The following is a 13,160-nucleotide window of genomic DNA, read 5'->3' as shown; positions in this document are numbered from 1 at the left end:
GAAGATCATCTCCTTTTCTTAAATCTGAGCATTGGGGAGTCTTAAGGTTTCAAAATTAAAAGTTGGATGATTCCAATCTATTCTTGAGACTCATTGATAAGCACAAAACCAGTAACTGGAAAAAAAACATGTTTAGATTATTAAAATTCAACTTTCTTGTTGTTCTTTTTTGTATTGGGTGTACCTCACAGCAAAATGACATAATAAAACTTAACCCAGGCCTATCAGATGATTTTTCCGTATTCCTGAAGGATAAATTGGCTGCCGTCAAAAATGGCACTGTTAAATTAGAATTTGAAAAGGGTACTTACCATTTTTATCCGGAAAATGCCACAGAGAAGTACTTGGCTATATCCAATAATGATAATGGGGATAAAAAGATCGCCTTTCCCTTCTTCGACTATTCAAGTATAGAAGTAAACGGAAACGGGTCTGATTTCATATTTCACGGGGGAATAGTTCCGTTTGTGTTATTTGGTCTAGGTGAAGCACAATTGAAAAACTTCAATATTTATTGGGACAGGCCATTCACCTTTGAAGGTGAAGTCATGGAAAATGATCCGATCAACAACACATTCACGCTCAAAGTCAGTGAGGAAAATGACTATGAGATTATAGGTGATCAGTTGTACTTCAAAGGGTATGACTGGAAACTTAAACTAGGTGAAAACATCGTTTACGAAAAAATGTCCAAACGTCCCAGTTACTATACTTCCAAATTCGAACATGCTTGGTATAGTAACCCCTTAACAGCCGTGGAGAAATCACCGGGAGTGGTTGAATTCTCAAATTATAAAGCACAGGAATTACCTCCTGTTGGTTTTATATGGGTAGATAAGGGGCCACACGGACAGAACCGAAAATATCCAGGTTTGAGTATTCAGAATTCAAAAAATGTACACCTGGAGAATATAAATGTATATGCAAGCGGTGCAATGGCGCTAATTGCTGAAAAATCTGCGGACATTTCCTTAAAAAAATTCAATGTCACCCTACCAAAGGGCTCGACCCGGATGATTGGGGCTTCAGCCGATGCTACTCACTTTGTAGGTTGTAGAGGTTTAATCAAAATTGACTCCTGTCTTTTTGAAAATATGCTGGATGATGCCTCCAATGTCCATGGTACTTATATGAAGGTGGATGAGGTGGTTGATTCCAAAACTGTCAAGTCAAGCTTTGGGCACTTTCAACAGGAGGGTTTTACATTTGCCTCAGAAGGTGATACGTTAAGATTTGTGGCCAGAACAGATCTCTTGTCGATTAGGGAGGTTACGGTAAAATCTGTTAGGATGGATTCGGAGAACGATTACAAAATTTCGCTGAACGAAGATATTTCGGATTTAAAATTGGAGAACACGGTGCTGGAAAATCTGTCCTACTTGGCTTCAGCAAAAATCACAAACAGTATTGTTCGTCAGAATAGAGCCAGGAGCTTGCTCATATCAACCCCCAAACCCGTGGAGATTACGAACAACTACTTCTCCTCCATGATGGCAGGTATCAGGATTTGTGGAGATGCCAATTATTGGTTTGAATCTGGCCCAGTTACGAATGTCCTTGTTAAAGGAAATACTTTCGAAGATTTAGGTATCGGTGGGCACAATCCTCAGGCAATTCTTCAGGTGGACCCTATCATAGGGAAAGATTATCGATCAAATGGGTTCTTTCATAAGAACATTGTTTTCACCGATAACACCATTAAAACCTTCGACCGACTGTTGGTGTATGGTCTCAGTATTGACACGCTCACTATAACTGATAATAAGATCATTCAGACCAGTTTGTTTGAGGCTATCTATCCCGATCTCTCACATTTTGATATTCAGAATTGTACTAATGTGTTTATTTCAGGCAATACATACAAGGGCCTGGGCGAGGCAGAAATTAGCTTGAAAAATTGTGGTGAAGTCAAGATCGACAAACAAATAGGCTTTAATGATGTAGTGATGGAAAACTCAAACAAGTATTTCTATCAGAACTAGTGATGACTATTAAAAGTCATCGACTCTTTTTTTTTGTAGTTGCTTCGAATCTTCTGCTCGGCCTCCTACGATTACACTTGGTATTTTCTTGATACACGAAAACAGATATAACAAAAATGAAATTAAGGATATTAATAATTGTATTGATCATTTACTGTGGCACCCAAGCTTCGGGTCAGGATAAAGATGTGTTGAGGGTTTTTTTCCTTGGCGGACAGTCCAACATGGAGGGGTATGGATCGAACGACGACTTGCCCGATAGCCTGAGAGGTGCGGTTAATAATGTCTGGATTTTCCATGGGAATCCGATCCGTGATGACAATACTTCAGGCGGTATTGGGAGGTGGGATAGCTTAAGACCTGGGAATGGTGCCGGGTTCAGTAGCAATGAATCTGTCAATGAGTTATCTCAAAAATTTGGCCCTGAGCTTTCCTTTGGTTACCGAATAAATCAGCTATATCCAGAGGATAACATTGCTATCATTAAATATGCACTAGGGGGATCATCTATAGATAGTTTGGCCTCAAGGGACTACGCATCATGGGAAATGGACTATCGAAGCAACTCGGGGATAAATCAGTTTGACCACTTTCTGGCTACAGTTAATAACGCCATGGGTAATCGTGATATTAACAACAATGGACTTGAAGATCTATGGATACCAAGTGGTATCATCTGGATGCAAGGTGAAAGTGATGCAACTGTTACTGAAGGTATCGCTGAGCACTACTACTACAACCTTAAACGTCTTATGGATCTAATGAGAGCAACTTTCCATGATGATGATTTGCCCGTGATTATTGGAAAAATATCTGATTCGGGTCTTGCCGAAAATGGTAAAGTCTGGAAGTACGGTGAGTTAGTTCAGCATGCTCAAGAAGAATTCGTTCGAAATGACCGAAATGCTGCCATTGTCAGAGAGACAAGGAATTATGACTACTCTGACCCTTATCACTATAACAGTGACGGATATATCAATATCGGAATTGAGTTTGCCAATACGGTATATCTTCTCGATAAGAAATAACCTTAATTACGATCTACTGACTAAATCCGGATAATGGCTGTAGCCAGATTAAGGACATGATTAACAATAATGAGAGCGACCATTTTAGCGATCTTAGGGATTATTTTTACCTCCAGCTTATTGGGTCAGGTAGTAGATATAACGGCCTATGGCGCTACACCTGACCAGCCTGGCGATGATGATAAAGGAGCCATTCTAAATGCAATTGAAGCGTGCAGAGGTCTCGAAAATCCAGTGCTTTTTTCCCGATGGGGAAATATCACATCAACTCTCAGGATCAAACAGGTACCTATTTCTACATAGATGTCATTGACAACCTTACAATAAATGGATCAGGGAGCACAATAGAGGTTCTTGGCATGAATTATAACCCCAACTTATTTGAATTCGTCCAGTGTAAGAATCTAGCTGTTAAGGACATCAAAGTTGATTATCAGGACCCGCCTTTTTCTCAAGGGACCATTGTCGAAGCTGGTTCTAACTTTATGGTAGTCCAGATTTACGAGGGTTTTAATCCTGATGGGAAACGAATTGAAGCATATGCAGAGTATGATAGTATTTCCGGACAAATGGCCAATGGAAACGAACGATATGGTATTACCGATTGGCAATGGGAAGATGAGGAAAAAAACATCATTAGAATTACCAGCAACTACAACGGCTATAAGACTGGTTCATGGATAGTTTTACGCCACACCCTTTATACAGGATATTCATTTATTACCTCTACAGGATGCAAGGACGTGCTTTATGAAAATATCACTGTACATGTTTCTCCCGGATATGCTTTCTTAGGTACCAATGGAGCTGAAAATATTATTCATTTAAATTGTCGCATTGAGGCTAAGGAGAATTTCTGGGTAACGACTAATGCCGATGGATCTCATAACCTGGATGTGAGAGGCACACTCAGTTTTGACAATTGCTATTTCGAACATATGAGTGATGATGGTATCAATTTGCACGGATATTTCCTTGATGTGGTGGAAGAGTTTGATGAACACAGCATCCAAATAAATGGGTCTAATCCATCATGGTATCAGGCAATAGGGTATCGGGTAGGGGATACTATTGAATTCATTGACAAGAACGCGCTACACAGTTTGGGATATAATATCATTTCAAATATTTCAAATAAGAACGGGAATTCTATGCGATTACAGCTGGAAAAACCTATTCCTGCCCGATCAATAACCGACTTGAAAATTGCCAATGTGTCTATGGTTGGGAAGTTAAGGGTTACCAATTCTACTTTTAGAGCAAACCGTGCGAGAGGGATTCTTGTAAGTACAAAAAATGCATTAATAGAGAATTGCACTTTTGAGCGGAATTTAATGTGGGGGATATTATTTGATGTCTCAACGTATTGGAATGAATCCAAGATTGGTAGGGATGTTGTCATTCGGAATAACACCTTTGATGACTGTGGTTATTTCCAATCGGGAACCGACTATGGAGTAATTAATTTTCATCCTGAAACAGCCACCACGAATGTCAGGTGTGAGGTATTCAATGATATCGAAATAACCGGAAATACATTTAAGAACATTCAGGTTCCGGCAATTTATGCTCAAAATATTGATGGTTTAATGATAACTGACAATGTTATCGAAAGTGGGGAGCCGGGAAGGAATTTGATTCGTTATAAATATTGTAGTAATGTTATTGTTGAAAACAACACTGGTACAGAAATCGAGGATTTGGGAGGTGAATGCACTTTGGATGTGGAAGTTGAGTGTTTCAATATTCCAGGTAGAATAGAGGCAGAATATTATCATGACATGTCAGGTGTAAAAATTGCTGATACTCAGGGTGATGGTCGTGGTATGTTTTTAGGATGGACTGATCCTGGTGATTGGGTGATGTACAAGACTTGCATTGACTCTTCGAGCTGGTACTCGGTAAAGTTTCGTACCTCCAGTCAATCTCAGGATGGTATAATTAATATTTCTGATCAAGATGAAAACCTATTAGGAACCATCCTTACGCCTAAAACAGGAGGGTGGAGTATTTATTTTACTGTCGATACAGTTCTGCAGATCAATTCATCCATAAATCAGTTGTTTTTGCACGTAGTGAGTGGCACATTCGATCTTAATTGGATTGAATTTGAACTGACCGATGAGCCTACATACCCAGAGCCAATTATGAGTCTGTCGGATGAGCAAAACTTGGTCATATACCCAAATCCTTGTCAAAATGAAATCCGAATTTCAAAGAGTTTTCCAGATGATAGTACATTGAACATCTTTAATCTCAATGGTCACAAAGTTTTTTCAGCCCAAATCAGTTCAATAACCGAAAGAATAAAGTTTGATCTTAAACCAGGAGTATACTTGATTATGATTAGTGATAAAGTTGGAGTGATTAAAACACAATTAATCAAAAACGGATTGGATTGATTATGTTTTAGATTGGTGGCGAAGGTGAAACTTCAAAAAAGGAATATGGAGGCACAATGAACAAGATGTTTCCTGACTGATACACCAGCGACGACCAAGTTAATACTATAACGAGTTACACGAAAATGCCGAAAGCTGAACAGATCAAGCAACGTCTAAATCTCCTCCAAACCCGTTTAAGCTAGCTCTCTTTGATCATTTATTCCAGAAGTCATTCGATCCAATTAGTATTCTATATAATTCAAAGGTAGTATCCAAAAAACTGTGTGAGTGAGGTATGAGGTTTAAAACTGTTTTCAAAATGCTTCCCGCCATTCTCATTTATTAAATATTTGATGATGAATACAAGTAATACTTTCTCGTAATTGATCATAAATATGAGAAAGTGAAAAAATGCTATGAAACTTTCATGACTAATTCATGAAGATTAAAAATAGACCAAAACCAACTCTATTAGATATTACGATCTTAAATGGCGACAGAGTATGACCGTTTTATTAAACATAATAAAAAAGGCACTCCCCCCGGAGTGCCCTTAACCCAAAACTATTTTTGTGTGTCACTTTTCTTTGTCGAGATTTTTTTACCATTGATAAGCCGTACGCATCATGTCTTCAATGCCCAGTTGCGCAGTCCAACCCAACTCGAATTTAGCATAGCTAATATCAGTAAATATCTTTTCTATATATCCTGGGCGTCTATCGACCAGTTCATAATTCAACAATGGATTCACCACCGATTTGCTTGCAGCAAAATGAACAACGGCATCAATTTTTTGTGTTGTGAAGAGTTGATTGACCTCGGCTTCATCTCCTAGATCTATTTCAACAAACTCCGGTAACTGATTGGTAATTGTTTGAATTTGCTGAAGGACTTCTTTTCTGTAGTTTGGCAAATTATCAAACTACTTCATCATCCGATTGTTGCAGCTCAACCACCGTATGTGAGCCTATATAACCTGTACCTCCAGTGACAAGAACTTTTTTCATGAACTTAATAATTAGAAACCCCCTTAAACAGTAATATGTATTTTTTTCTAAAGTTTTTCGTAAATTCGCGGCCTTCAAAATCTGCAAACATCCGCTTGAGCCGCTGGTTTTCCTCTTCGAGTTAGTTAAGTCAGAAATTTCATTTCGCAGTTTTGCTAATTCTAAATCTTGCTATTCCTACTTCGTTTTCAACGCTGACGAAATAGATACCATCACCAATTCCTTCCAGATCCAGATTAATTAATTCATAGTCATCGAGGTGAACGACAGTTTTGACAAGTCGGCCGTTTATATCCGTAACTTGAACGCGAGCGACACCTAATCCCTCAAATCCAGATATTGTGACCTGATCAGTAACTGGGTTGGGATAAATATTTATCGATTCTTTCAATTCAGCAGATTCAACACGCCCGCTTGCGAAACGGAATCCTGATCCAAGTATAAGCGCCCACCTTTGTAGATCACTGGTTGGATTGTATGCTATGGTTTGTACATTAGAACTTCCCGAAGATTGGCTGAGCGCCTGCCCCTGGCAATGAAGTGGTCTGAAAATATAATTGCCGGCACCATCTGATTCAGCCTTCCATTTCTGATTGTCCTGCCCATTATCCGACCATGAGAGTAATTGGGTATTGTTAGCGCAATCGGCATTGCTAACATCTAATTTTCGTGCACAACAGGCCAATTCAACACTGTAAACATTGTCGCCAATGTGCGTAAAGTCCCATCTCTGATCCAGATATACATCCGCACCGACCACAAGCGCATTCCAATTGTTCCATGAGGTAGAAGCCAGGTTAAGGCTGCTTGAGGTATTTCTAACTTCATACCGACCATCTGGAATCAACTGGGTAGATTCAGATGTCAATGTCCATTTTTGCAGATCATCACTTGTATTATATGCTTGAGTTACGACGTTCGAGTTTCCTGATGAAGCACTCAAAGCTTGGCTTAGACAATGGAGGGGCCTGAAAATGTAATTTCCCGAACCATCTAATTCGGCTTGCCATTTCTGGTTATTCTGACCATTATCAGGCCATGAAAGTATTTGGGTATTGTTTGCGCAATCAGCATTGCTTACATCTAATTTTCGTGAACAGCACGATAACTCCAGGCTGTAAACGTTATTGCCCAGGTGGACAATATCCCATCGTTGGTCAAGGTAAACATCATTGTAAACAACAGCGGCATTCCAGTTATTGGCATCCGTTGAAGCAAGGTTTTGATTATTTGCCACATTGTTAATGGCATATCTACCATCGGCGATAAGCTGGTTAGGGTTGGTACCCGTAAATGAGATGGTCCTATAAGTAAGTGTCCGTTTTCCGTCTGTTTGAAAATTGGCTCCATAATATAGAGTTACCGTTTGTCCTCCCTCTGCGCTATTGGCACCTATGATAACAGGATACCAGGTTCTAGAGCCTGCGTCAATCAGCAATCGGGCATTTTCCCAGGTAATTCCATCATCACTGGCACTGATATATAGTTTTTCATCCCAACCATGCCAAGCCATGATAAATTTTTGTAGATAAGAATTCCAATGAACTGATGGATTCCCACCTGGTGCCTCAAGAAGATCTGCTATGGGAGTCTCCGCTCCACCCAATCCTGCTGTGCTAAAGGAACCATTATTCCATTTAGTCCATGTTCCGGGAGCTCCATATCTATCTGACGATCTTGCCATGCTAATAGCGGTTGACCCAATTGCCGGGACATAATAACAATACCAGTTGTTGTCAAGGTGGTTATAAATAACGCACCCGTCACCCAGTCCAGACCATGCGGGATCGACAGGTTTTGTAAGGGTATGGCCTATGGCCTTGATGCCTGAGGTCCAGGTAGCCCCATTGTCATAAGAATAACTTACGCCAACTGACTTATAGGCATGTCCAGTGTTGCGTGGATACCAGTGACTCTCGGAATGAAAAAAGCCGATCAAAGTGTCATTCCTTTGATGAACTCCGATAAACCATTTACCACCGTCGTCAAAACCGTTTGATGTGCCATTGTATGGTTCTCGTCCTCCAAATACGGGAGTGGATGGATTCAACTGATTTTCATGGTTTTGGAGTAAGGGAGAATTTGCGATGGTTCTGTAGTTCTGATAATGAGCCCAAAAGGCATAGTAGTCAGAACCAATTTTAAGCACATTCAAATTTCCATCTGGAAAATATCCATCATCTGAGGATGGAAACATGGATTGACTCAAAGTAGATGTCGGCCCCAGACTGAATTGCCAGGTTTGAGCTGCAATGGGGTTTGAATAAACTAGAATTAAAAGCATTAAGATTTTTAATGGCTTCCAAACGTTGTGTTGATTTGGTTTCATTTTAAGAAGTATTAGGTTAAACATGCCCTAGTTAGAAACTTTGGGCCTTCTGCAAAGTGTGCTTTTGTCCTTTGTTTCTAAGTAGGTTTACTGGTATTAATTTAGAATGAACCTGAATCAAGGGGTTCTCCTGATTAGTCAAAAATTGACATTGAAAGTTCAAAGAGAGGAATTGCTCAATTCGTGCAAATAGTGACCGGAAAGATTTACAAAGACCATTATCCCACACCCAGAATCTTAGCATCACCCTATTGGACTCACTGCCCTACGCAGTAAAAAAGTTTTAGCAATCAGTGCTAATAATTGAACAACACAGAAAAGCCCACCGACGATAATTCCAATAAGCTTGTCGTATTGAATTTTGGTCTTTGCAAAAGGTTTGCAGAAGGGCCATTCATGTTAATTCATAAATGCCTAGCGTATGAAAACATTATTTAGCTTATTATTAATGGGGTCTTTTTGGTTTGCCAGTGCACAAACTGAGGAGCCTTTAACGATCCTAAGAGAAAATTTTGACGAGACCACCTCTTTGCAGGGTTTGGAGCCAGAATTAGACTTCAGACACAGCGATAGCGGGTGGACTGGTAGCGCCTCACTTGCTGGAGGAGAACTTACCTCTTCTACTAGTAGTGCCACTTTTGCCGCATTATCCATTCCGATAATAGGGGATCATGAAACGAGAACCGTTGAAGCCAGGATAAGAATACCCGCCGATGCTGATTCCATCTCCATAGGTTTTTCGGATGCCAAAGCCGCTCTTACTGCATCGAACCAAAACATCTTTTGCACATTTTTCCCTGATGGAACTGCGGATCTATATGCCGGGGCAGCCAATACAGCTGATGGAACCTTCACCCGTGGTAATAATGGATATAGCACGGTAAGGTTTACATTAAATGCTGATCAGGATTTAATGACCATCCATGCTGGAGCCAATACAGCAGATGAATTAGTAGGTTCGGTGGCCATACCATCGGGACTGTATTACAGGTTGATAAATTCGTTAGTAATCACTTTTGCCGCTTCAGATCCAACAGTCGGAGTTAGGTATCTGGAAATGAAAACGCTTTCCCGACCAGAGCCCTGGAACCCTGATCCGGCCACTTTTACTGGGACCTCTACTACCATAAGTTATTCAGAAGATTTTGAGGATGATTTTCAAGACGCCCTCGATGCTCTTGGAGCAGGGGATGTTATCAATCTGAATTCAGGAACCTATATTATCAACGAAATGCCAACTGGCAGGGAGTCTGCAAATCAAGTGTTTCTCTTATTAAGCAAGAATAATGTATTGATTAATGGTAATGGAGCCACATTGCTCTTCTCAAGCAGAAATGTTATGACAAAGGGTATCATGGATATTTATCGATGTGAAAAGGCCAAAATCATAAACCTGACCATCGATTTTGAGGATAGTTTTCTACCATATACCCTCACAGAGGTCAAAGCCGTAGATGGGGATACTGTTTATGCGGATCATTTGGAAGGGATTGCACTAAATGATGTCAAGTATCACACTGATAGCGTTAGTCAAATTTGGGGTTACGCTATAGATCCATCGATAGATGGTAGAATATCAGAAGGGACTAAAGTGACTTACGAGCCAAGCTTAATCGACTTAAGTGCTAATTCTAATAATACTGATTATAAATTTAACATCAATGGGCAAGAAGTTGAGGTAGGCGATCGGTTTGTAAGACTGCTCCGCGAAAGTGGTGCTCCGGGTTTTTACGCTGGCTTTTCAAGTGAAATTACTTACAACAATCTTACATTTTATGCCGGGACATCAACGCCTTTCAGTGGTAATTTTAACAACGCGATCAATATCTTGGATTGTACAGTAGATATAAAGGAAGGTCGCGCTCTGAGTATGGATGCAGATGCCGTACATATGCAGTCCATGCGCATTGGGCCGTGGGTTCAAGGTAATATCTTTAGGGGTCAGGCTGACGATGCAATCAATTTTTATACTAAATATTATACCTACTCAAAAAATGGTTCAGTTATAACTATCAACGAAGGACCTAATTTGACCATAGGGGTTTTAAGTCAAATAGCGCCAATTCAATCCGGTGATAGAGTCGTTTTCATTGATGTGACATCAGGAGCTTTACAAGCTATCTATGAAGTGGCAACGTATGATGTTGGAACTCAAGAAATGACGCTGACGGGTAATCCCACCTTCTCATTTGCAAATAGTAGATTAGCGATCATGGACATGACCGGTAATTTTTATATTGCCGACAATAGCCTGACAAATAGCCGAAGATTTGGGATTTTTCTGAAAGCATCCAATGGGATAGTAACCCGTAATTATTTTGAGGGCTTATCCAATGCGGCAATTACTTTTCACAATGAACTCGGTGATTATATAGAAGGTGATTTTTCATCTAACGTGTTTGTTGCCGATAATGCCATTTACAATTGTGGCTTTGACTCAGAATATAATTCCTGGATTGGCACTAATGATCTACCCGAATGGGCAGGATCCATATCTTTCTTTTCGCGAATAATTAATGGGGGGACCATTACTGAACCAGCAAGGGAAGGTCATGATGGTATTTACATCATAAATAATAGTATCGGCAGCTGGGGAGTAGGAAAAGCTGTGGCGGTGGATAATTCCAAGTATGTGGTCATCGCGCATAATATTAATAATGGATCTGGAATTGGTGCAGGTGATATTTTTGAAGATACCGCCAATACTGACAGTGTAATAGTTGACTCGGCTTCAATGCAAGTGTGGTCTGATCAGGGAGAAGGGTCCAGTTTGCCTGATGAATTCGAAATTACCAATTACCCAACTACGGTAAACCCTGATGGTTCTGCAACGGTAACGATCGAATACTCATCCAGTGAACTCCGTCATTTAATTATTGAGTTTCAGGAAAATGGAGATGATTACACAAATCACGGTTACGATAGAATTAATGTGAGTGGGTCTGGAATAATACACGTCAATTTACCAATAACGAACGACCCGGCAACTGGAAGTGGCTACCGTTTTGCGGGATATCTGACTAAATTAGATAGCGGTTATGCTGAACGAATATCTGGCACTGAGGACGCCACAGCTTCTGTAACAGTATCGGCTTCTGCTTTGTCGGATGACGTGGATATCACCGATCACTCAGCTACGGTAGAGGCAGATGGTACAGGATCGGTAACGATCGATTACGAGTGTAGTGAGCAGCGTGATTTAATTGTTGAGTTTCAGGAATATGAATTGGATTATACCAACCATGGTTTTAAGAGGATTCCTTTGGACGGGGCAGGAACAATAAATGTGGTTCTACCAATAACAGGCAATCCACCACCTGGGGATGATTACCGCTTTGCTACATACTTGACCACAGTAGGTGGCACGTATGCAAATCTCATAACTGGAGCTGAAGACGGTACAAATGAGGTACCTGTAACATCCTCTGCTTTACCGGATTCGGTTGTTGCCGTCCATTATCCAACTACGGTATTGGCGGGTGATACAGCCACGGTTACGATCGAATACACTACCAACGGTAGCGCACGCGATATAGTTGTTGATTTTCAGACAGATGATGGAAGCGTAAACCATGGGTACGTGAATACACTTCTAATTGAGACATCAGGAACTATAAGTCTTAGTGTACCAATAACGAACGACCCGGCAACTGGAAGTGGCTACCGTTTTGTTGTGTATTTGTCTACAGTAGAAGGTGGTTGGCAAGGCAAGATTGGAACTGAAGTAACTAAAACTCCGGTAACAGTTTCAACATCCGCTTTAAGTGATGCAATCGTTGATGTCATGGAATACCCAGCATCTGTTCAGTCTGGAGAAACAGTTAGTGTAGTGGTAGAATACACCACCAATGGTAACCCACGTGATTTAGTTGTTGATTTTCAGACAAATACTGGCTCCCAAAACTATGGGTACGTGAATACCCTTTTGACAGGTACATCAGGAACAGTAAGTATTGATATACCATTAACGAACAACCTACCAATACCTACAGGAAGCAATTACCGTTTTTTAGTGTATTTGTCTACCCAAAACGGGGGGTGGGGTGGCAAGGTCGGAACTGAAGAAACGGAAGGTTCGATAACAGTGGCCTCTGGTGCCAGAATAGCTTCTGAGGAAGATCAGGAGGTTTTACTGGACGAAGTGAAGACATTTGAAATCTATCCCAATCCTATAGAAAATGGCCATTTGAACATCAATCTGGGTGAAGATGTCATAACAGACAGTTTAGAAATTTTTGATCTGATAGGTCGTTTGTCTTTTGTAATGGAAGAGATAAATCAGTCTGAAATTACCATTGATGTTTCTGCTTTTGAAAGAGGTATATATATCGTTCGAGTCAGCCAGGAAGGAAAGGTGGAAAGTGCAAGGTTCGTTATAAAATAGTTCTGAACCAGCTTTGGCCGTTTCCTGAGGCGGCAGATTGGGCAGT

General features: G+C 40.5%; 7 protein-coding genes. 4 read left to right on the top strand and 3 right to left on the bottom strand.

Translation table 11 applies throughout. From position 1 onward, the window contains the following. Positions 1-128 precede the first annotated feature (128 nt). The 3 genes from B9A58_RS05800 (at position 129) to B9A58_RS05790 (ending at position 5,412) form a co-directional block, all read left to right on the top strand. Positions 129-1,982, top strand: a complete 1,854-nt coding sequence (locus B9A58_RS05800; protein ID WP_139793759.1) for an alpha-1,3-galactosidase-related protein — start codon at positions 129-131, stop codon at positions 1,980-1,982. Between the two features lie 116 nt (positions 1,983-2,098). Continuing rightward, the gene (locus tag B9A58_RS05795) at positions 2,099-3,010 is read left to right on the top strand and encodes a sialate O-acetylesterase (RefSeq protein WP_084371461.1); all 912 of its coding nucleotides are present in this window, start codon (positions 2,099-2,101) and stop codon (positions 3,008-3,010) included. Between the two features lie 212 nt (positions 3,011-3,222). Next, positions 3,223-5,412 (top strand): carbohydrate-binding protein, encoded by a 2,190-nt coding sequence (locus B9A58_RS05790; protein ID WP_139793758.1) that lies wholly within the window; start codon positions 3,223-3,225, stop codon positions 5,410-5,412. Between the two features lie 583 nt (positions 5,413-5,995). Here the strand turns inward: B9A58_RS05790 and B9A58_RS20475 are convergent. The 3 genes from B9A58_RS20475 to B9A58_RS05780 form a co-directional block, all read right to left on the bottom strand. After that, a complete protein-coding gene (locus B9A58_RS20475) occupies positions 5,996-6,307 on the bottom strand; it encodes an NAD-dependent epimerase/dehydratase family protein (protein WP_084371459.1) in 312 nt (103 codons plus the stop codon). Positions 6,308-6,311: 4 nt separating this feature from the next. Beyond that, a complete protein-coding gene (locus tag B9A58_RS20780) occupies positions 6,312-6,401 on the bottom strand; it encodes an NAD-dependent epimerase/dehydratase family protein (RefSeq protein ID WP_221407817.1) in 90 nt (29 codons plus the stop codon). A gap of 139 nt (positions 6,402-6,540) precedes the next feature. Continuing rightward, on the bottom strand, positions 6,541-8,730 hold the full coding sequence (locus tag B9A58_RS05780; RefSeq protein WP_176214685.1) for an RICIN domain-containing protein: 2,190 nt from the start codon (positions 8,728-8,730) through the stop codon (positions 6,541-6,543). A 421-nt stretch (positions 8,731-9,151) separates the two neighbouring features. On the opposite strand from B9A58_RS05780, the gene B9A58_RS05775 reads away from it, so the two are divergent. Beyond that, positions 9,152-13,114 carry a T9SS type A sorting domain-containing protein gene (locus B9A58_RS05775; protein ID WP_084371457.1) on the top strand — a complete coding sequence of 1,321 codons (3,963 nt, stop codon included), beginning with the start codon at positions 9,152-9,154 and terminating at the stop codon, positions 13,112-13,114. Positions 13,115-13,160 lie beyond the last annotated feature (46 nt).

The organism is Reichenbachiella faecimaris, from assembly GCF_900176375.1.
Classification (GTDB): Bacteria; Bacteroidota; Bacteroidia; order Cytophagales; family Cyclobacteriaceae; genus Reichenbachiella; species Reichenbachiella faecimaris.
Note: the sequence above shows the minus strand (reverse complement) of the source record. Positions and strands in the feature narration are given on the sequence as shown.

What these genes read in the sequence shown, in the direction of transcription:
- B9A58_RS05795 (WP_084371461.1), top strand. Translation starts at nt 2,099, where the DNA reads ATGAAATTAAGGATATTAATAATTGTATTGATCATTTACTGTGGCACC.
- B9A58_RS05780 (WP_176214685.1), bottom strand. Translation starts at nt 8,730, where the DNA reads ATGAAACCAAATCAACACAACGTTTGGAAGCCATTAAAAATCTTAATG.
- B9A58_RS05775 (WP_084371457.1), top strand. Translation starts at nt 9,152, where the DNA reads ATGAAAACATTATTTAGCTTATTATTAATGGGGTCTTTTTGGTTTGCC.
- B9A58_RS20780 (WP_221407817.1), bottom strand. Translation starts at nt 6,401, where the DNA reads ATGAAAAAAGTTCTTGTCACTGGAGGTACAGGTTATATAGGCTCACAT.
- B9A58_RS05800 (WP_139793759.1), top strand. Translation starts at nt 129, where the DNA reads ATGTTTAGATTATTAAAATTCAACTTTCTTGTTGTTCTTTTTTGTATT.